Origin of the sequence: Bacteroides zhangwenhongii (assembly GCF_009193325.2) — a bacterium.
Classification (GTDB): domain Bacteria; phylum Bacteroidota; class Bacteroidia; order Bacteroidales; family Bacteroidaceae; genus Bacteroides; species Bacteroides zhangwenhongii.
On the sequence record NZ_CP059856.1, the window covers coordinates 4,734,173 to 4,755,310 of the forward strand.

The 21,138-nt window shown below is 43.3% G+C and carries 14 protein-coding genes and 1 tRNA gene; 10 read left to right on the forward strand and 5 right to left on the reverse strand.

The window, feature by feature from the left end; genetic code table 11:
- Nucleotides 1-223: 223 nt before the first annotated feature.
- Together GD630_RS18780 and GD630_RS18785 are read left to right on the forward strand one after the other, a co-directional pair.
- Nucleotides 224-4,357, forward strand: a complete 4,134-nt coding sequence (locus GD630_RS18780; protein WP_143866679.1) for a hybrid sensor histidine kinase/response regulator transcription factor — start codon at nt 224-226, stop codon at nt 4,355-4,357.
- Nucleotides 4,358-4,464: 107 nt separating this feature from the next.
- On the forward strand, nt 4,465-6,177 hold the full coding sequence (locus tag GD630_RS18785; protein ID WP_143866678.1) for a glycoside hydrolase family 43 protein: 1,713 nt from the start codon (nt 4,465-4,467) through the stop codon (nt 6,175-6,177).
- Nucleotides 6,178-6,198: 21 nt separating this feature from the next.
- On the opposite strand, the gene pulA is transcribed toward GD630_RS18785, so the two are convergent.
- Genes pulA through GD630_RS18800 form a run of 3 tightly spaced genes read right to left on the reverse strand, consistent with a single transcriptional unit; the run spans nt 6,199 to nt 9,115 of the window.
- A complete protein-coding gene (gene pulA / locus GD630_RS18790) occupies nt 6,199-8,199 on the reverse strand; it encodes a type I pullulanase (RefSeq protein WP_143866676.1) in 2,001 nt (666 codons plus the stop codon).
- A 50-nt stretch (nt 8,200-8,249) separates the two neighbouring features.
- Entirely contained in the window at nt 8,250-8,816 is a 567-nt protein-coding gene (gene ruvC / locus GD630_RS18795; protein ID WP_007758671.1) for a crossover junction endodeoxyribonuclease RuvC, read from the reverse strand.
- The gene (locus GD630_RS18800) at nt 8,813-9,115 is read right to left on the reverse strand and encodes a DUF4286 family protein (RefSeq protein ID WP_007758669.1); all 303 of its coding nucleotides are present in this window, start codon (nt 9,113-9,115) and stop codon (nt 8,813-8,815) included. The genes ruvC and GD630_RS18800 overlap by 4 nt, the downstream gene beginning before the upstream one ends.
- Nucleotides 9,116-9,231: 116 nt before the next feature.
- On the opposite strand from GD630_RS18800, the gene GD630_RS18805 reads away from it, so the two are divergent.
- Together GD630_RS18805 and GD630_RS18810 are read left to right on the forward strand one after the other, a co-directional pair.
- Nucleotides 9,232-9,305 (forward strand) — tRNA-Ala (locus GD630_RS18805).
- 100 nt (nt 9,306-9,405) lie between these two features.
- Nucleotides 9,406-9,612 carry a hypothetical protein gene (locus GD630_RS18810; protein ID WP_143866674.1) on the forward strand — a complete coding sequence of 69 codons (207 nt, stop codon included), beginning with the start codon at nt 9,406-9,408 and terminating at the stop codon, nt 9,610-9,612.
- Nucleotides 9,613-9,885: 273 nt separating this feature from the next.
- Here the strand turns inward: GD630_RS18810 and GD630_RS18815 are convergent, their stop codons facing one another.
- Both GD630_RS18815 and GD630_RS18820 read right to left on the reverse strand, forming a co-directional pair.
- Entirely contained in the window at nt 9,886-10,098 is a 213-nt protein-coding gene (locus GD630_RS18815; protein WP_143866673.1) for a hypothetical protein, read from the reverse strand.
- 529 nt (nt 10,099-10,627) lie between these two features.
- Nucleotides 10,628-11,644: an energy transducer TonB gene (locus GD630_RS18820; RefSeq protein WP_143866671.1), complete on the reverse strand. Its 1,017-nt coding sequence runs from the start codon at nt 11,642-11,644 to the stop codon at nt 10,628-10,630.
- 289 nt (nt 11,645-11,933) lie between these two features.
- Here GD630_RS18820 and GD630_RS18825 point away from each other — a divergent pair, with 289 nt between their 5' ends.
- From GD630_RS18825 to GD630_RS18850, 6 genes are all read left to right on the forward strand, one after another.
- On the forward strand, nt 11,934-14,954 hold the full coding sequence (locus tag GD630_RS18825) for a SusC/RagA family TonB-linked outer membrane protein (RefSeq protein WP_143866669.1): 3,021 nt from the start codon (nt 11,934-11,936) through the stop codon (nt 14,952-14,954).
- A gap of 26 nt (nt 14,955-14,980) precedes the next feature.
- The gene (locus tag GD630_RS18830; RefSeq protein ID WP_143866668.1) at nt 14,981-16,588 is read left to right on the forward strand and encodes a RagB/SusD family nutrient uptake outer membrane protein; all 1,608 of its coding nucleotides are present in this window, start codon (nt 14,981-14,983) and stop codon (nt 16,586-16,588) included.
- Between the two features lie 101 nt (nt 16,589-16,689).
- On the forward strand, nt 16,690-17,721 hold the full coding sequence (gene pheS, locus GD630_RS18835) for a phenylalanine--tRNA ligase subunit alpha (protein ID WP_007758658.1): 1,032 nt from the start codon (nt 16,690-16,692) through the stop codon (nt 17,719-17,721).
- Nucleotides 17,722-17,833: 112 nt separating this feature from the next.
- Nucleotides 17,834-19,033, forward strand: a complete 1,200-nt coding sequence (locus GD630_RS18840; protein WP_143866666.1) for an MFS transporter — start codon at nt 17,834-17,836, stop codon at nt 19,031-19,033.
- Entirely contained in the window at nt 19,030-19,707 is a 678-nt protein-coding gene (nth, locus tag GD630_RS18845; RefSeq protein WP_143866665.1) for an endonuclease III, read from the forward strand. The genes GD630_RS18840 and nth overlap by 4 nt, the downstream gene beginning before the upstream one ends.
- A 93-nt stretch (nt 19,708-19,800) precedes the next feature.
- Nucleotides 19,801-21,060 carry a phosphoglycerate kinase gene (locus GD630_RS18850; protein ID WP_143866663.1) on the forward strand — a complete coding sequence of 420 codons (1,260 nt, stop codon included), beginning with the start codon at nt 19,801-19,803 and terminating at the stop codon, nt 21,058-21,060.
- The last annotated feature ends 78 nt before the right edge of the window (nt 21,061-21,138 follow it).

The following is a 21,138-nucleotide window of genomic DNA, read 5'->3' on the forward strand; positions in this document are numbered from 1 at the left end:
AAGCATAGGTGGAGATTTTGTTTCAAGCAGTTGACAGGCGGTTACATACACTTGCATGTACGTTACAAGCTATTGCACACCCGTTACATACCCCTTCCAGAAGCATTCCTAAAGGGTTTGCACGTAACATCAGTAAAAGGAAAAGTAACAAAGCTAATGCTATTTTAATTTAATATAGTATCTTTGTCTATATAAAAAGTACCAATAAACCCTGCTTATATTAATGAGTATGAAAGCACAAATCCTATTCCTTTTTTCCATATACTGTTTCCTGATAGGAAGCACTCCTGTTATGAAAGCACAGACCGGCAAATTCTATTCAACAGACAAAGAACTTTCCAACAGTCTGATCAATGCCGTATATCAGGACCGGAAAGGATTTATCTGGATAGCTACCGAAAACGGACTTAATAAATTCGACGGGACACGTTTCTCGATCTATCGACATAATGCTACGGATAGCACCAGTTTGAAGAACAACTATGTACGGACATTATTCGAAGACAGTCGCGGTAATTTCTGGATCGGATGCATCAATGGCTTACAACGATATGACCGCGCCACAGACAACTTTCACGAATTATTCATCTCTCGGAAAGACGGACGAAAGAATCCTCATATCACTTCCATTATTGAACGCCGGAACGGAGATCTTTGGATAGCAACTTCCGGACAAGGCGCCATATCCCTAAAAAAGAACAGCAATCCCGCCTCCTTCCATATCGAAACCGAACTGACAGACCGGATAGGTAGTAACTACCTGAATGTCATTTTCGAAGATTCCCGGCAAAATTTATGGATTGCTACAGAAGAAAAAGGACTTTACCGTTATTCTCCGGAAAGTAAAGAGCTTAAAAGCTATAAAGCACCTTATCATATAGCAGGTGATGACGTTTCTGCCATTTGTGAGGATGCACACGGACAAATTTTCGTAGGAACCTTGACAAAAGGTCTTTTCAGACTATCATCCCGACAGGAAGGAAACTTCGAACCTGTCCTCTACCAAAACCGGATGAATTTGAATATCCGGACTCTCATCATTGATACCCGTGGAAAACTTATCATAGGAACAGACGGTGAAGGAGTAAAAGAATATCAGCCTCAACAAGATATTATTGTGGACAGTGAGATTAATGCGGGTCCCTTTGACTTCTCCAAATCCAAGGTTCACTCGTTAATCGAAGATAAAGATCACAATTTATGGCTGGGCATTTTTCAGAAAGGTTTGATACTAGTGCCCGGCATTTCAAATAAGTTCGACTACTACGGCTACAAATCAATACACAACAACACCATTGGTTCCAGCTGTGTTATGGCTATTCATACAGATGAACAAGCTACAATCTGGATAGGTACGGATAACGACGGATTATATGCCATAAACGATCAGGGAAAACAATTACGCCATTACACCCATCAGGCAGGTAATCCCCAATCTGTCCCCGGCACTATCCTATGTCTCTATGAAGATTCCAATCAGGAACTTTGGCTAGGATCTTACTTCGATGGTCTGGCACGGATGAACAAACAAACCGGAACATGTCAAGATGCCACCTCGCTTTTACAAGGAAATCTTAACGCAGGCAAGCCCAAAGTTTCCTGCATCATTGAAGACAAAAACAAGAATCTCTGGGTGGGTACTTATGGTTCGGGCTTATACAAAATCAATTTACCAACTCAACATGTCACCTATTACGAATCTACCCGCAACGAAAACGATGACTGGAGCATCAACCGTCTTCCGAACGATTGGATCAGCTACCTACTGGAAGATAAAGAGGGAATGATATGGATCGGCACTTATAAAGGTCTGGCCGTACTCAATCCTCAAACGGACAATTTTATCAATTATAAAAAGCAAAACAATCTCCTCCCCGGGTATGTCGTTTACAGTTTATTGGAAAGTAGTAATGGAGAGATCTGGGCTGGTACTTCCGAAGGATTGGTCTGCCTGAATAAAGACAGACTAACACCTGTACTTTTCACTACTGCCGATGGACTCCCCAGTGATATTATTTGCGGCCTGGCTGAAGACGAGAAAAAAAATATATGGATCAGTACCCATCAGGGAATCTCCAAACTGAATCTTCTGGAAAAGAAGTTTATCAACTATTATGCAGGCGACGGTCTGCAAGGAAATGAGTTTACACGCACTGCTGTATTTAAAGATAAACGCGGCAAGATATTTTTTGGAGGTACCAATGGAGTAACAGCTTTCTACCCCCAGGATATCACCGAAATCAAAAAAGAAATGAATGTATTGATTACCGGCTTTCACGTTGCTAACCGCCCTGTGAAAAAAGGGGATAAATCCGGCAACAATGTCATCACTGATACTGCTGTCATGGATACCGAGCAATTTACACTGGCATATAATGAAAATACATTCAGCATTGATTTTTCTGTTTTGGAATTCAGCAATCCCGACCGGATTAGTTATCAATATAAGATAAAAGAATTAAGCGATGAATGGATCAGTACGCAACCGGGAACAAACCGGGTGACTTATAGCAGTCTGAAACCGGGGAAATACACTTTCTCCGTACAGGCACGCGACCATAATAATTTCTCTAATATCCGTACAGTTACTATTGCCATCACTCCACCCTGGTACCAGACCTGGTGGGCAAAAGTAATCTGGGGATGCCTCGGAGCATTACTAATCTATGCTCTTACCATGTATATTCTGTCACGTATCCGCCACCGGCAAGAAGTGATGCGACAAAAACACATGGAACAGATTAACGAAGCCAAATTACAATTCTTCATTAATATCTCACATGAAATACGTACCCCGATGACTCTTATCATCAGCCCGTTAGAGAAACTGTTAGCCGAACATTCCGAGAAACAACCGGTTTATCTCATGATTTACCGGAATGCCCAACGTATTCTACGTCTAATCAATCAACTGATGGACATACGAAAACTGGACAAAGGACAAATGCATCTGAAATTCCGGGAAACAGACATCGTAGGATTTATCAATGACTTGATGCAAACATTCAATTATCAAGCGCAAAAAAAGAACATCACATTCACTTTCGAAAAAGAACTGGAAGGTGCTGATTCTCTGAAAGTATGGATTGATCTAAATAACTTTGACAAAGTATTGATGAATGTCCTTTCCAATGCTTTCAAATATACACATGAGGGAGGAAATATCGAAGTGTTATTGAAAACTGGTCACAACGATGCCTACCGGGGTGCTTTGAAAGATTATTTCGAGATAGATATCACCGATAACGGGATCGGTATTGACAAAAACAAAATAGAACAAATATTCGAGCGTTTCTATCAGATTGACAACGACATGACACAATCTAATTTCGGTACAGGAATCGGACTGCATCTTTCACGGTCGTTAGTGGAACTGCACCACGGCATCATCAAAGCAGAAAACCGCGAAGACGGACAAGGAACCCGTTTCATCATCCGCCTACCGTTAGGTAGTAATCACTTGAAAGCAGAGGAACTGGAAAATCCTGAAGAAACCGGAAGCGAGCCAACCATCTCCCAACTTCCCAAAGATTCGATCTATGAAACGGAAGAAGAAAACAAAGCCAATGAGTACAGGAAACCCAAAGCAAAAACACGTTATCGCGTCTTAATCGTAGAAGATGATGAAGAAATACGCCGCTACATACGTAGCGAACTGGATAGTGATTTCCGTATCTATGAATGTACAAATGGACGGGAAGGACTGGAAACCATTTTGAAGGAGAAACCCGATCTCGTCATCAGTGATGTTATGATGCCCGAAATGGATGGGATCACTCTCTGCCGGAAAATAAAACAGAATATCAATATCAATCATATACCGATTATATTATTAACCGCCAAATCGAAAGCCGAAGACCAAATCGAAGGGCTTGAAATTGGAGCAGATGCTTATATCGTAAAACCATTCAACACTGAATTATTACGAACTACTATCAGTAACCTGATAGCCAATCGGGAAAGACTGCGCGGCAAACTGGTAGGTGAACAACAAGTAGAAGAAAAAATAACAAAGATAGAAATGAAGTCCAATGATGAGATCTTGATGAGTAAAGTAATGAAAACCATCAATGACCATCTTGCCGACCCTACCCTTAATGTAGAGATGCTGGCAGCCAACGTTGGAATGAGCCGCGTACATATGCACCGCAAATTAAAGGAGTTGACTAATCAGTCAGCACGAGATTTCATTCGTTCTATCAGACTGAAACAAGCTGCCAATCTGCTACGTGAGAAGAATCTAAGCGTTTCGGAAGTTGCATACGCTACAGGCTTCTCCAACCTCTCTCATTTTTCCAATACATTCAGAGACTTTTACGGAATTTCACCGAGTGAATATAAAGAACAACAGATGTAACAAACAGAATAAGACTTGTTACAAACAAGAATCCGAATTAGAAAAGAAGCCGTTATCTTTGCCATGTATCACAAATGTTCCATTTCATTCATTAATAAAGTAGAGCCATGACGACACAAAAGATCTTCTTTTCTCTAATTATTATCCTGTTTACCATAGCTACCGGATTAAATATAACCGGATGCCAATCCATTCCCCAAACAAATGAAGCCATTTTCGACTTCTTCGAATATCAGGGAGAAGATGTTATTTTCGAAACACCGATTGATTCGATCTATGAATACCGGAATCCGATTATCTGTGGTTTTTACCCGGATCCCAGTATCTGCCGGAAAGGAGAAGACTATTACATGATACATTCCTCTTTCTCTTACTATCCGGGAATCCCAATCCTACATAGCCGTGACCTCGTACATTGGGAACAAATAGGACACGTACTCGACCGTCCCTCACAATTAAAACTCGACAACATCCGCCTAAGCGGAGGTATTTATGCACCAGCCATCAGCTATAATCCTGCTAATGACACTTTTTATGTGGTTACCACCTGCGTAGATGGCATCGGCAATTTTGTTGTAAAAACGAAAGACCCGCAACAAGGTTGGAGCGCCCCGATCCTTCTTCCTGAAGTTGGCGGAATCGATCCTTCCCTCTTCTTCGACGAAGATGGAAAAGCATATCTCGTTCATAATGACGCACCAGTAGGAATACCGGAATATGACGGGCATCGTGCCATCTGGATTCACAACTATGATCCGGGCACCGACCAGACATTCGGGAAAAAACAAGTCATCGTAGATGGAGGCGTAGACAAAAGCAAACATCCTATCTGGATAGAAGGACCCCATCTCTATAAAATCAAAGGAAAATATTATCTGATGGCTGCTGAAGGTGGCACATCCGTCAATCATTCAGAGGTTATTTTCACCTCCGACCATGTGAAAGGTCCCTACCGACCCGTATCCGACAATCCGATCTTAACGCAACGCGATCTCCCCGAAGACCGTGCCAATCCAATCACCTGCACAGGACATGCCGATCTTATTGAAACACCGGACGGACAATGGTTTGCCATATTCCTGGCTTGCCGCCCTTATGAAGGTGACTTATACCATACCGGACGTGAAACATTCCTGCTTCCGGTTACATGGAAAAAGGGAACACCTGTCATTATGGAAAAAGGGAAAGCAATTCCTACTGTTGTACGTCCCGAAAATTGGAAAGCTGATGTTGCCGGAATTACGCCACAAACATTTACAGGTAACTTTAGATGGAGAGATGACTTCAATACCGATGAGAAATTAGCTTTGGAATGGCTGTTCATCCGGACACCGCGAGAGAACTGGTGGAGTATTCACGAAGGCAAACTTCATCTGACTCCTGCCGCTTTTGATATTTATACTGTGGGCGCTCCCGCCTTTATTGGTCATCGTCAGCAACATACCAATTTCACTGTTACTACGGAAATGAGTTTCACTCCGCTCAATGAACAAACATTTGCCGGACTTGTCTGCTATCAGAATGAAAAATTCAATCTCATTTTTGGCAAAACAATCCGGGAAGGAAAACAAGTGATTACTGTAGTCCGTACTGACAATGGCAAACAGACAACTGAAGGTACATTTACACTAGAGGATAAACGAACCGACCTCCCTCTTTACCTTCGCATCACTGGACGCGGTGGAAAATACAGCTTCGCCCTATCCTTCGACAAGAAGAAATGGCAAGAAGTAGTCAACGATTTAGATGCCACCATCTTAAGCACCCATAAAGCAGGTGGGTTTACAGGAACTATTATCGGTATGTATACCGGAAAATGATTCTTAATCTTCAAACAAAAGCTACTTGTACATAATCAATGCAGACTGTCCGGGAATAATTACTTCCGGTCCGGTCTGCGTACCTAATCCACGCACATCTATCACGCCATCTTTGCATACCACTGTATATTTACCAACAGGCACTTCCAAACGCGCAGGAGTCATACGGGAATTAAAAGCCACGATAATATCTTCCCAACTATCCCCGTTCGCATGATCCTTCAGGCGGAATGCAATCAGGTTTTGTCCTTCCACCGGAAGAAACTCCAGATGCTTCCGAACCTTTTCCGCATCTCCCATACGGAAAGCGGGATGGGACTTACGCAGATCTATGAGCCGCTTATAATACATGAAAACATCTCCGTTCGTCGTTTTACGTCGCCAATCGATAGCATTGACTGCATCCGGACTCTTATAACTATTGTCCACTCCTTGTTTATCGCGCATCACTTCTTCTCCTGCATAGATAAAAGGAATACCTTGCGAAGTGAAGACTACCGTCTGCGCAAGCTTATCAAGTCGAACCAGTTGCTCGGGAGTAGCTCCCGGCATACTTGCTTTCAAGCGATCAACGAGGCACAAACCGTCATGGCAGGAAACGTAGCTAATCATTTGGGTAGGCTGTCCGGCCCAGGCTTGCCGACTGTAATTCACCGAATCATAGCGTACTTGCGGATGTTCGATAGCTCCCACAATACCAAACTTAACACTGTTCTCCCCTCCCGGCACTCCGGCAAGAAAAGCTCCCTTACCTTTCTCCCAAACAGAACCGCAAAGTCCGTCACGAAACTCGTCCGAGAAGACTGCAATTCCGGGCATATACGCCACATTCTTTTTCATAGCCAAAGAATCAGCAGGATATTGAGGCGTTTCAGCAGCCCATCCTTCTCCGTAAACACAAACAGTAGAGTCCACTTCATCCACTGCCTTCCGAATCTCGTTCATCGTTTCAATATCATGCACTCCCATCAAATCGAAGCGAAAACCATCGATATGATATTCCTTCATCCAGTAAAGCACGGATTCTATCATAAACTTACGCATCATAGGACGTTCACTAGCCGTTTCATTTCCACAACCCGAACCGTTCGCCAATGTCCCGTCTTCTTTCTGACGATAAAAATAACCGGGTACTGTACGTTCAAAATTACTCTCCGCCGTATTAAACGTATGATTGTAAACCACATCCAGAATCACCCGGATGTCGGCTTTATGCAACGCCTGTACCATTTGCTTGAATTCTTTCACGCGAGTGGCGGGTTGATAAGGATCTGTTGAATATGAGCCGTCCGGAACATTGTAGTTCAACGGGTCATATCCCCAATTGTACTGATTTTCATCCAATTTCGTTTCATCTACGGAAGCATAATCATAGGAAGGAAGAAGATGCACGTGCGTCACACCCAACTCTATCAGATGGTCGATTCCCGTCAGCAATTTGTCCGAATTCATCGTTCCATGCTCGGTTAAAGCAAGGAACTTTCCTTTATTCTTTATTCCGGAAGTAGAATCGACCGAAAAATCACGATGATGCATTTCGTAGATAATCATATCGGCAGGAGATTTCAGCGGAGGACGTTGATCATTCTCCCATCCTTCCGGGTTCGTTGCTTTCCAATCGATAATAGCGGCACGTTTTCCGTTCACCCCAACGGCGTGAGCATTAATTCCCGGAGTATCCCCTTGCCATTTATCATTGATTTTCACATTGAAAGTATAGAACTTATTGAGCAAATTCTTGTTAACCACAGTTGCCCAAGTTCCATCCTCTCCAAGTTCCATCTTCACAGTTTCATAGGCATGGCCTCCTTCACCTTCATCATAAAGCATCAGGCGCACCTCTTCTGCTGTCGGTGACCAAAGGGTGAATTTCGTAGCTTCCGGAGTATATTCCATTTCCGTAAGGCTTCCCGTACGGACGGGATACAACTCGAAGGAAGCATATTCCTTTTTCGCAGAAGAACAACTCATCACTGTTGCCACTGTAGTCACTCCTATTATTGAATTAATTCCTATCTTCATCTCAAGCTCTCCTATGATACTATTTTTCGTAATCTGATTATTGTTAAAGTTTACTTCACTTTATCCGGATTCTTCGCTATAAAATCCTTCCAGCTACTATATCCCTTCTCTACGGCAGGCCGTCCCATTTGCAGGAAATGACAATAGGCGGCAGCCAGACCGTCGGTCGCATCCATAAAGGTGGGCATATCCGCTTTTGAGAAATGAAGCATTCTCTGCAACATATCCGCCACCTGCTCCTTCGATGCTTGTCCGTTTCCGGTAATAGCCATCTTTATCTTCAACGGGGCATATTCGGTGATCGGTATATCACGACTTAACGCTGCTGCCATCGCCACTCCTTGCGCACGTCCCAATTTCAACATAGACTGAACATTTTTGCCGAAGAAAGGAGCTTCAATAGCCAGTTCATCAGGCAAATAGCTTTCAATAATACTCAGCACCCGCTCATGGATATGGCGCAGTTTCAAGTAATGATTGGCAAACTTACGCAAGTCGATAATCCCCATAGCAATCATTTCAGGTTTGGTTCCTTTTATTCTCAGCACTCCATATCCCATGATTGTCGTACCGGGGTCTATCCCCAGAATTATCTTCTCTTTTACCGGTTGAATCACTCTATCACCTCCATCAATGTGGGAAATCCGATTACCTTATCCTTAAATATCTTAGTCAGTTCGTCATTCAATCGCACCCCTTGTTCCAAATGCCAGCGGTGCAACAATCCGCTACTCTCTACTTCCCACTGTAAAGAATAGGCGCTCCCATCTTCCCGATGGCTCAGTATACGACAAATACGTGGCGTTTTCAGCGCTCCGTGCTTCTGTACTTCGGGAATATAAGATTCTTTTATCCAAATCAAAAAATTATCGTGAACATCATCGTCCACTTGAAAAGTGGTGTTATAAATCAACATATTTTTCCTTCTAATAGATTATTTACCGCAAACATAGCAATTATTTCAGAATATTGCATTATATTTGCGGCAACAAAAGAGATTCGTTTACAAACGTTATCATATAAGAGAAAAAAGGGGCGTTAGCTCATCTGGCTAGAGCGTAACACTGGCAGTGTTAAGGTGATCGGTTCGAGTCCGATACGCTCCACTTCTTAAAAGAGCAATTCATAAACAGAGTTGCTCTTTTTTGATTTTCTACCATTAAATGATTATATTGCACGACTCGAAAATATAAGTCGTATAGTAATATGGAACGTAAACTCATCATTCGCAACTTTGGAGCGATCACTTCAGCAGAAATTATATTGAAAGATTTCAATATATTCATAGGTGAGCAAGGAGTCGGTAAACTGACAGTAACAACACATAGTCCATATCTATTATCAACCTTGAATAATATGATAGAGGCTGATAACGTATCTAAGTTACATCCGGAAAATGTACACGAGAAATGACAGATAAAATTCTGGTAATCAAAGAGAATAAATGCAAATGTATTTTCTTAAACCCTGACCAACATTTACTAACAAAAATAAAAGTCGACGGTTGCCAAATCACTGAAGGCATCAGGTGCGATTATTTAATACTTGATCATTGTCACAACGAGTATTGTTGAATTAAAGGGAAAACTTCCGTACAAAGAGCAAAAGCGGCATTCAAGAAAAAATATGGAGTAGAACTTATACCTAAAAATATACAAATAGAGATTGTAATCAAATAAAGGACCTTTATTCAAGGTCCTTCTTTATCACTTCATCTATTTCCTTTATACGTTTCTTACGGTCTTTGTCGGGACCGTCTTTCGTATCATTCTTGAAAACATTGTCTGCACGGTCAGAAACTTCGCTGCTCCATTCTTCAAAATCATTCGTGGCCGGACGACCATTCGGTTCGATATTTTCTTCTGCAATCGAATCGTGTCTGTTAATCATATCATCCATAAGTTCTCATTTTATATATTTATGGTCATAAGACAATCAAGAACAAGAAAAGTTCTTTGTTTTAATGATTTTTTGAATCTGATTATACATGAGTAACTATCTTGGCAAAACATCTGTCACCCAATACGACCATACGATTTGCCTAAATCGACCATACGTTTCACTTAAACTAACCATACGATTCGCCTAAACCAACTATACGATTCATCCCAAACATACGGAGTAGAGTCGTGTTTCAACGGCTTGAAACAAAGTGTTCGACAGTGCGAAACAAAGTGTTTGGCAGCGTGAAACATAGTGTTTTACGGTGGCAAACAAAATGTTTCAAACAGCTATGAAACAAAATAACCAATAGTAAGAGAGACATTCTACCGATTACTGTTTTCAGAGAAAGCGGTGATAGGTGACAGGTGCGGTGATAGATTACACACAACCTATCACCCTATTGAAAGCACGATGAATAAAGGAATTCAGAGCAACAGGTGATAGGTGATAGAGGATTTTATATTTTTACACTAGGGGAGGAAGGTTATTTCGCCCGATAATTCTGCGGTCGAAAAGGAATATAAAGAGTATAATTACTATCTGTCGGTTTACCTTCTACAAGAGCTGGAGCCCACTTCGGCATTCCTTTTACAATGCGGAGAGCTTCTTCCGCAAACTCCGGATGCGTAGACCGTACTATATGCGGACGAAGTATAACTCCTTCTTTATCAATAGTAAACTCGCACAAAGCAAATCCGGGAATATTCTTTTCCAATAAATCGGCCGGATACACCATCTGTCCGGCAATATATTCTTCAGGAGTCATGTCCGGAAAATGAGCTAACTCTTCTATCCGTTTTCCGGAAAGCGCTCTCGAACGGGGACCTACCTGATAAATTCCAACATATATCGGTTGTTTATATGCATCGGGAGCTTCCTTGCTGCGTTGTTGCAGGGCCTTCAACAGAGAAGCGGCTTCTTCTGCCAAAGTCTGCTCCGATATATTCCCACCTTTGGACAACATATAAGCCGACTGGCAAACCAACACAAGACGCTCCATCAAAGTTCCTTTTTCCGGAGACCACTTCCGTCCCATCCGCTCTTTCCCTTTCTCATTGGTGGAAGAAAAATAATAGACAACCCCATCCAAACCAGCACTGGAACCATCCAAATCCTGTATCTGCTCAGTGACTATATGAAAGATAGCTCCCAAAGACCGATAAAGCGACGGACTGATGGCAACTGATTTCGTCTCCACTTTCACCGTTCCTTTCTCCGCCTGCCAATAAGTTCGTGACAGCGTGTTCGATATAAGAAAATAACGTCCGTTCTTCTTTTCCACCGACATGGCATATTCGGGCGAAAAGGAAGGAATAGCTGTAAAACGCGCATAAGGCTGTTTCTGAAAACCTGTATTTAACAAAGAGAATACACTACGATAATATTCACCCAACTCGCCTTTATAAGTAGAGAGAGATCGCACCGGCTCCAAATAGTCTATCTGGGCCGCAAGGCGAAAAGAAAAAGCCAAAATCAGAAGAGTGAAAACAATCTTTTTCATAAGTTGCCGGATTTTCGGTACATAACGGTGCAAAGATATAAATTATTTCAATGCGTACCGATAAAACAATGGGGAATATACTCCACCACACTGTGGAATTTTTACACAATTCCACAGTCTGCAATTCCACACTTCTAAAAAAACACACTTTATTTCTTAAATACTATAACAATAAAAATCAATTATTTACGTTTTATCCGGACAGTATATAGAATGGTCTGGCACGCTGCTTGCCCACTAACTATTAACAGAATTCAATCCCTATAAGAAAATCTAAACTTAAATAAACATGAAAGTGACAAGAAAAAGCAAATGGTTGTTAAGCATTCTGTTTGTGTTCCTTTTACCATCACATCTGTTTTCACAAGCAGCAAGTATGCCGATGGAAGCCCCGACAGAAGGAGAGCCGGTGACGGAAGTGCAAGAAGACGAAACCGATGAAGGCGGGAACAGAACCATAAAAGGAATTATTTATGACGAACAAGGAGAAACCATCATCGGCGCCTCTGTATTAATAAAAGGAGAAGAAACGACAGGGACGACGAGTGATATGGACGGCAAATTTACACTGAGTGTTCCCCAAGGAGCCACCCTCGTTATTTCTTATATCGGATATCATCCGCAGGAAATAAAAATAAGAAAAAGAACAGCCCTCCATGTCATACTGAAAGAAGACAATCAGCTACTAGAAGAGGTAGTGGTGGTAGGATACGGAACAGTCAAGAAAAGCGATTTGACGGGCTCCGTTTCCGGTGTGTCGACCAGGCAATTCAAGAACCAGCCGATAAAACGAGTGGAAAACATCCTTCAAGGCCGGACACCCGGTGTGGAAGTTACTGCGACAAGCGGTGTGCCCGGAGCAGGCATGAAAGTACGTGTACGCGGTACTACCTCTATCAATAAAAGTAGTGACCCGTTGTACGTGATAGACGGAATCATCTCTTCCAGCGGGCTGGACGGTATCAATCCGTCGGATATCCAATCGATGGAAGTTCTGAAAGACGCTTCATCCACCGCTATTTACGGTTCGCGAGGTTCAAACGGAGTTATTTTGATCACCACCAAAGGCGGTAGCGAAGGAAAAGCCAGTATTACGTTCGATGCTTCCGTAGGTCTTTCCACAGTGAGAAAACAATATGATTTACTGAACGCATATGAATATGCAACGGCACTGAATGATATACGCGGTTCATCTACGATTTCAGCAGAAGACCTCGAAGCCTACAAAAACGGGACAAAAGGAATCAATTGGGCTGACCTCATCACCCACACCGGTATCACGCAGGATTACAGGTTAAGCATCTCCGGCGGAAACGCCAAAGTGAAATATCTTATTTCCGGAAATATGCTGGATCAGGAAGCCGTCACTATCAGGACGGATTACAAACGTTATGGTATCCGGGCAAACATCGATGCTGATGTAAAACCCTGGCTGACTATCTCCGCCAAGATGAACGCCAGCAGTCTGCATAAGCATAACGACGGCGCCAACTGGTTTCATATCACCAACTTCTCCCCTACGATGGAAATGAAAGACTCGGAAACCGGCATATACAACAGAGACCCGTATAACATCGCCAACGGCTCGAATCCATACGGCGAGCTGATGGTTAACTACAGTGACAGTTACAGTTATAACCTCAATGCCAACCTGACCTTATTATTCAAGATAATGAAAGGGCTTACGTTCTCCGTACAAGGTGGATACGACTACGACCACAGCCCTTCCTATTCTTTCAAATCGAAATTGGAAGCTCCCGGTGCAATCAACAGCATGAACAACACCAGCAATATGCATAACTATTGGCAGAATACCAATAACCTGACCTGGCAAAGACAATTCGGTGACCACAACGTTACGGCAATGGCCGTATGGGAAATCAGCCGCTCATGGGATACGGGCTTGCAAGGTACCGGTTCGAATCTGAACAATGAGAGCGTAGGATATTGGAATATCGCCAATGCCGCCATAAGAAATGCAAGCAACTCGTACACAGAAGCGTCTCTTGCTTCAGGAATCATACGTGCCAACTATGACTACAAGAAACGGTATTTCATCACTGCCGCATTAAGAGCGGACGGCTCTTCCAAATTTCAAGGAAACAATAAATGGGGATATTTTCCATCCGCAGCAGTAGCTTGGGATATAGCAAAGGAGAAGTTCATGAGCAACCAACATATATTGGAACAATTGAAATTAAGAGGTAGTTTCGGTGTCACCGGTAATCAGGACATTGCCGCATACAGTACGCTGGGAATGTTATCGGGCGCAACTTACGGCTGGGGTACTTCCAATGCTTACACAGGGTATTGGGGTAACCAGTTCCCTACTCCCGATATCACTTGGGAAAAGACCTACCAATATGATTTGGGAGTAGATTTAAGCTTAGGCGGGTTCAACATTACATTCGATTGGTTCAAGAAAATAACCAAAGACCTGCTCTTCCAAAAACAAGTACCCAAATACAACGGTGGAGGTACGTATTGGGTGAATCAGGGTGAACTGAAGAACATGGGAGTTGAATTCTCGGTCAACACCTTCCCGGTGAAAGGAACGGTGACTTGGGAGACCGGTTTCAATGCCGCTTATGTGAAAAATGAAGTAACCGACCTTGCCGGCAGTGACTTCGTACTGACAGCCAACTATAGCGATTTGGGCGGCGCGATGCAAATTATGAAGCCCGGTTATCCGATGGGATCTTTCTATGTATATCAATGGAAAGGATTCGACGAGAAAGGCGCCAACCTTTATCAGAAAGCAGACGGCAGCCTGACTACCAGCCCTACTTCCGACGACTTGGTAGTAAAAGGACAGGCAAGCCCGAAATGGACAATGGGGTGGAACAACACAATCAGTTGGAAAAACTGGACTGTAAACATCTTCTTCAATGCCGCCACCGGATACAACCGCCTGAATATAAGCCGCTACACGGCCGCCTCAATGACCGGGAATTCACGTTTCGTCACGCTGCGGGATGCTTATTTCAAAGGTTGGGATCACGTAAGCAACAAAGCGGAAGCAGCTTATCCGAGCCTCACCAATACCGAAAGTAAGAATTACGCCAACTCGGATTTCTGGCTGGAAGACGCTTCTTTCGTCAAATTGAAGAACGTCAGCATTTCGTATCGCATTCCGAGACGGGTTGCCAAGTTTGCAAGCATACAATTATCCGTAAGCGCGCAAGACCTTTTTACAATCACCCGTTACAAAGGAATGGATCCGGAGGTTTATACCAGCTATGACGGTCTGGACTATGGTGCGTACCCCATCCCACGAACAATAACTTTTGGCGCCAAAATCAGATTTTAACCATTGACCTATAAATAAAGAACAAGATGAAAACAACATATAAGTATATCAAAAAGACATTGCCATTCGTTTGGGCGGGTCTATGTCTCGTTTCGTGCAACGACTTCCTGACCGAAGACCCTAAAGGACAGTTACCTTCAGAAGAATTCTTCAGCAACAAAGAAGATCTTGATGCTTCACTGACCGCATTATACTCCGTGATAGCAAGTTCACAGGCCAGCAATAATCTTTGCGGTACTAACTTCCTAGCCGGTGATGATATTTCCACCCACCCTTCCAGCAACAAACAGCCGCTTAGGGAACATGACCAGTTTGATGTGAAAGATAATAATTCATGGCTGTCCAGTATGTGGGAACAGCGTTTCAAAGTAATCAAAGCCGCCAACTTCATTATCAACAATGCTGGACGCACCCCCGACGTATCAGAGGAAGAAATTAAGGCTGCTATCGGACAGGCACATTATTGGAGAGCCTATTCGTATTTCTATCTGGTGACAACGTGGGGAAAAGTACCTATCATGCTGGAAGAGGAAATCAATTACAACGCTCCTTTGCAAACAGAAGAAGAAGTTTATAAATTGATCCTATCCGACCTGAAGATTGCAGAAACAGACTGTCCTGCAAATTACACCAAAGAGCCTTATGCCAGAAACGGAATAAATATCGCCGTAAGTGAAGGAGCAGTGAAAGCGACAATGGCATACGTGTATATGTGCATGGCAGGATGGCCGCTCAACAAAGGAACGGAATATTATAAACTGGCGGCAGGCAAAGCAAAAGAAGTAATCGACGGTGTGGAGAACCACATTTATAATTATGCACTGCTGGATGAATACAGCCAGGTATATTCTTGGGAATATAATAATAAGAATAAAGAGTTACTGCTGGGCATCTACTATAACCGGAACCAGACAAATCAAGCCGCTCCTTTGACCGACTTCCTTCAGGATATGGCGCAAGGCGGATGGGGAGATACCAATGGAGAAATCAAATTCTGGAAAGCTTTTCCGGAAGGACCGCGCAAAGATGCCACTTACTTTCCTAAAATCATATTGAGCGATGGCGAGCTACATGACTGGTGGTATGACACCGATCCACCTTCCCGCGAAGTGGTTGCACCTGTTTTCATGAAAACGGTGGAAGGTGCTGTACGTGGAACGGAGTTCGATTACACCAATCCCGCTCTGGTGAACGCGGCAGGCGAAAAGACGCTCCAACTGATACGGCTGTCGCAGGTATATTGCTGGTATGCCGAAGCAACAGGGCGTTCGGGAGAAGTCAATACAAAAGCCATAGAAGTATTAAATAAGGTACGTAACAGGGCTGACGGTCAAGAAACTAATTTTTATAAGGAAACCATGACACCCGAAGCACTGGCAGAAGCCGCCTACGATGAGCACGGCTGGGAAATAGCCGGATACTATTGGGGAGGCATTGCAAGCAGGGCCAGGGATATGTTCAGGATGTACCGGTACAAAGATCATTTTGAATACCGCAAGGAGAACCCGCTAATAAAAGTAGCGGAGGGTATCGAGAGAAATGAAGCGGTGCCCGTAACGGGTACATGGGATGATAGTAAAATGTACGCTCCCTATCCTTACGAGGATGCGATTTTAAATCCGAACCTAAAGTAAGTAACTCCATAAAAACGTCTATATAGATTTCACCAACTGAAATAAATATTATATCTTTGCAAGGTTTTTACCAAGAAACTGAATAACAATATATCAAAAATATGATAGCTAAGATTGAACAACTTCTGAAAGAGGTGGAAGCCTTGCACGCCTCCAATGCCGAAGAACTCGAAGCTCTCCGCATCAAATACCTTAGCAAGAAGGGAGCCATTAACGACTTAATGGCAGATTTTCGTAACGTACCGGCTGAGCAGAAAAAGGAAGTCGGCATGAGGCTGAATGAACTGAAAACGAAAGCGCAGGATAAAATCAATGCGCTGAAAGAGCAGTTTGAAAACCAAGACAACGGTTGCGACGGATTGGATTTGACCCGTTCGGCTTATCCTGTGAAACTTGGTACGCGCCATCCGCTCACAATCGTGAAGAACGAAATCATCGATATTTTTGCCCGAATGGGTTTCAACATCGCAGACGGACCGGAAATCGAAGACGACTGGCATGTATTCTCTTCCATGAACTTTGCGGAAGACCATCCGGCACGCGATATGCAAGACACTTTCTTTATTGAAAACAATACCGAAGTGTCTCACAATGTCGTTTTGCGTACACACACATCCAGCGTACAGAGCCGTGTAATGGAGTCTACACAACCTCCTATCCGCGTACTTTGTCCGGGACGCGTATATCGTAACGAAGCTATCAGCTACCGTGCACACGCCTTCTTCCACCAAGTGGAAGCTTTATACGTAGACCGCAACGTGTCTTTCACGGATTTGAAACAGGCATTGCTTCTTTTTGCCCGCGAAATGTTCGGTGAAGATACCAAAATCCGCCTGCGTCCTTCTTATTTCCCTTTCACAGAGCCCAGTGCCGAAATGGATATAAGCTGTAACATCTGCGGTGGAAAAGGTTGTCCTTTCTGCAAACACACAGGTTGGGTGGAAATCTTAGGTTGCGGTATGGTAGATCCGAACGTGCTGGAGCTGAACGGTATTGACAGCAAGATATATAGCGGTTATGCTTTAGGAATGGGCATTGAACGAATCACCAACTTAAAATATCGCGTCAACGACCTCAGACTGTTCTCTGAAAATGACACACGCTTCCTGAAGGAATTCGAGAGCGCCTACTAATCATATTCACCACAGATTACACGGATTAACACAGATTATTGGGAATTTATTAAAAATCTGTGCTAATCCGTGTAATCTGTGGTGAACTAATGGTGGAATAAACTAATTCATTATGGCAAAGGATAGACTCATTACTCCTAGTTATTGTTTCATCTTGGCAGCCAATTTTCTGCTCTACTTCGGTTTCTGGCTGCTGATTCCCGTTTTGCCGTTTTATTTATCCGAGTTTTTCCAGGCAGGGACCTCTACCATCGGTATCGTACTTTCCTGTTATACAGTAGCGGCACTTTGCATTCGTCCGTTTTCCGGTTATCTGCTTGATACATTTGCACGCAAACCGCTGTATCTTTTCGCTTATTTTATCTTTATGATGATGTTCGGCGGTTATCTGATTGCCGGTTCACTGACCTTATTTATCATATTCCGTATTATTCACGGTGTCTCGTTCGGGATGGTTACGGTGGGCGGAAATACAATCGTTATCGACATTATGCCCTCTTCACGCAGAGGCGAAGGTTTAGGATATTACGGACTTACAAACAACACAGCGATGTCCATCGGACCGATGTTCGGATTATTCCTGCATGACGCGGGAGTCTCTTTTGCTACGATATTCTGCTATGCGCTCGGTTCATGTGTATTGGGATTTATTTCCGCCAGTTTAGTAAAAACACCCTATAAACCTCCGGTGAAACGGGAACCTATTTCACTCGACCGGTTTATCTTGTTAAAAGGATTGCCTGCCGGACTTAGCCTGTTGTTGCTTTCTATTCCTTACGGCATGACTACCAATTATGTAGCCATGTATGCCCGTCAGATAGGAATAAACACGCAAACGGGATTCTTCTTCACTTTTATGGCTATCGGTATGGCCATCTCCCGGATATTCTCCGGGAAGTTGGTGGATCGGGGGAAAATAACACAAGTAATAGCCGCCGGACTGTATCTTGTCATTTTCAGTTTCTTTCTGTTAGCTTCTTGCGTATATCTGATTCAATGGAATGAAGCGGTCTGCACAATCCTGTTTTTCGGTGTCGCGCTACTGATGGGCGTAGGCTTCGGGATCATGTTTCCGGCGTTCAATACGCTGTTTGTCAACCTGGCTCCCAACAGCCAACGGGGGACGGCCACTTCCACCTATCTTACTTCGTGGGATGTAGGAATCGGTATTGGTATGCTGACGGGAGGATATATTGCAGAAATCAGCACATTTGACAAAGCCTATCTGTTCGGAGCCTGCCTGACGGTAGTTTCCGCCATCTATTTTAAAATCAAAGTAACGCCTCATTACCATAAAAACAAACTACGATGAGAAAGAAAGAACGTTATGAGAAAGTGATCGCCTGGTTTCAGGAGAACGTGCCTGTGGCCGAAACAGAATTACATTACAACAATCCGTACGAACTGCTGATCGCAGTAATCCTCTCCGCCCAATGCACAGACAAACGGGTAAATATGATTACTCCGCCTTTATATAAAGATTTTCCAACTCCGGAGGCTTTGGCAGCCACCACTCCCGAAGTCGTTTTTGAATATATCCGGAGTGTATCTTACCCGAACAACAAGGCGAAACATCTGGTCGGCATGGCAAAAATGCTGGTGAATAACTTCCAAAGCCAAGTTCCCGATAATCTGGAAGACTTGACAAAGCTGCCCGGTGTGGGCAGGAAGACGGCCAACGTGATTCAGTCCGTAGTATTCAATAAAGCGGCAATGGCGGTTGACACACACGTATTCCGGGTAAGCCACCGCATCGGATTAGTGCCGGACAGTTGCACTACTCCGTTTAGTGTGGAAAAAGAACTGATAAAGAATATTCCGGAGGAACTGATCCCTATCGCCCATCATTGGCTGATCCTTCACGGTCGTTATGTTTGTCAGGCACGTACTCCCAAATGTGCTACCTGTGGTTTGCAAATGATGTGCAAATATTTCTGTAACACCTATAAAGTTACAAAAGAGGAATCAAAAGCCAAGAATAAATAACGATTTAATAACGGAGAACCGAAATAAATAGTAACTTTGCGGTCGTTCTTAACGAAGAATCTTAAAAACACTTTTAAATAAAAATAGAGTATTATGCAGACAATTGACAAATTCAATTTTGCCGGTAAAAAGGCATTTGTTCGCGTGGACTTCAATGTACCCTTGGACGAAAACTTCAACATCACAGACGACACCCGTATGCGTGCGGCTCTTCCTACTTTGAAGAAGATCCTAGCAGACGGCGGAAGCATCATCATTGGCTCTCATTTGGGTCGTCCGAAAGGCGTTGCCGATAAATTTTCTTTGAAACATATCATCAAACACCTGTCTGAATTGCTGGGTGTTGAAGTTCAGTTTGCTAACGACTGTATGGGTGAAGAAGCTGCCGTGAAAGCTGCTGCTCTGCAACCGGGCGAAGTGCTGTTGCTCGAAAACCTTCGTTTCTATGCTGAAGAAGAAGGCAAACCAAGAGGTTTGGCAGAAGACGCAACTGACGAAGAAAAAGCTGCTGCAAAGAAAGCTGTAAAAGAAAGCCAGAAAGAATTTACCAAGAAATTGGCTTCTTACGCTGACTGCTATGTAAACGACGCATTCGGTACTGCTCACCGCGCTCATGCTTCTACGGCATTGATCGCTAAATATTTCGATACTGATAACAAGATGTTCGGTTACCTGATGGAAAAAGAAGTGAAAGCCGTAGATAAAGTATTGAACGATATCAAACGTCCGTTCACTGCTATCATGGGTGGCTCTAAAGTTTCTTCTAAAATCGAAATCATCGAAAACCTGTTGAACAAGGTAGACAACTTGATTATCGCAGGTGGTATGACTTATACATTTACTAAAGCGCAAGGTGGTAAAATCGGTATCTCTATCTGCGAGGACGACAAACTTGACTTGGCTTTGGATCTGATAAAGAAGGCTAAAGAAAAAGGTGTGAACCTGGTTTTGGCTGTTGACGCTAAAATCGCTGACGCTTTCTCTAACGATGCAAATACTAAATTCTGTCCGGTTAACGAAATTCCTGATGGATGGGAAGGTCTTGATATCGGTCCTAAGACTGAAGAAATCTTCGCTAACGTTATCAAAGAATCTAAGACTATTCTTTGGAACGGTCCTACAGGTGTATTCGAATTTGACAACTTCACTCACGGCTCACGTACAGTAGGTGAAGCTATCGTTGAAGCAACCAAGAACGGTGCTTTCTCACTCGTCGGTGGTGGTGACTCTGTAGCTTGTGTCAACAAGTTCGGTCTGGCCAACGGTGTATCTTACGTTTCAACAGGTGGTGGCGCATTACTTGAAGCAATCGAAGGAAAAATCCTTCCGGGCATCGCCGCTATTCAAGAATAAATTCACATAAGATTTCAACATTTTTGAAGGGCAGTTCTTTGTGAAAAGAGTTGCCCTTATTTATAACCTATAATGAAG

Excerpts from the sequence above, each read along its gene's own strand:
- GD630_RS18810 (WP_143866674.1), top strand. The coding sequence starts at position 9,406 with ATGGAACGTAAACTCATCATTCGCAACTTTGGAGCGATCACTTCAGCA.
- GD630_RS18815 (WP_143866673.1), bottom strand. The coding sequence starts at position 10,098 with ATGGATGATATGATTAACAGACACGATTCGATTGCAGAAGAAAATATC.
- nth (WP_143866665.1), top strand. The coding sequence starts at position 19,030 with ATGAGAAAGAAAGAACGTTATGAGAAAGTGATCGCCTGGTTTCAGGAG.
- GD630_RS18820 (WP_143866671.1), bottom strand. The coding sequence starts at position 11,644 with ATGAAAAAGATTGTTTTCACTCTTCTGATTTTGGCTTTTTCTTTTCGC.
- GD630_RS18850 (WP_143866663.1), top strand. The coding sequence starts at position 19,801 with ATGCAGACAATTGACAAATTCAATTTTGCCGGTAAAAAGGCATTTGTT.
- GD630_RS18780 (WP_143866679.1), top strand. The coding sequence starts at position 224 with ATGAGTATGAAAGCACAAATCCTATTCCTTTTTTCCATATACTGTTTC.
- pulA (WP_143866676.1), bottom strand. The coding sequence starts at position 8,199 with ATGAAGATAGGAATTAATTCAATAATAGGAGTGACTACAGTGGCAACA.
- GD630_RS18800 (WP_007758669.1), bottom strand. The coding sequence starts at position 9,115 with ATGTTGATTTATAACACCACTTTTCAAGTGGACGATGATGTTCACGAT.
- GD630_RS18830 (WP_143866668.1), top strand. The coding sequence starts at position 14,981 with ATGAAAACAACATATAAGTATATCAAAAAGACATTGCCATTCGTTTGG.
- pheS (WP_007758658.1), top strand. The coding sequence starts at position 16,690 with ATGATAGCTAAGATTGAACAACTTCTGAAAGAGGTGGAAGCCTTGCAC.
- GD630_RS18825 (WP_143866669.1), top strand. The coding sequence starts at position 11,934 with ATGAAAGTGACAAGAAAAAGCAAATGGTTGTTAAGCATTCTGTTTGTG.
- GD630_RS18785 (WP_143866678.1), top strand. The coding sequence starts at position 4,465 with ATGACGACACAAAAGATCTTCTTTTCTCTAATTATTATCCTGTTTACC.
- GD630_RS18840 (WP_143866666.1), top strand. The coding sequence starts at position 17,834 with ATGGCAAAGGATAGACTCATTACTCCTAGTTATTGTTTCATCTTGGCA.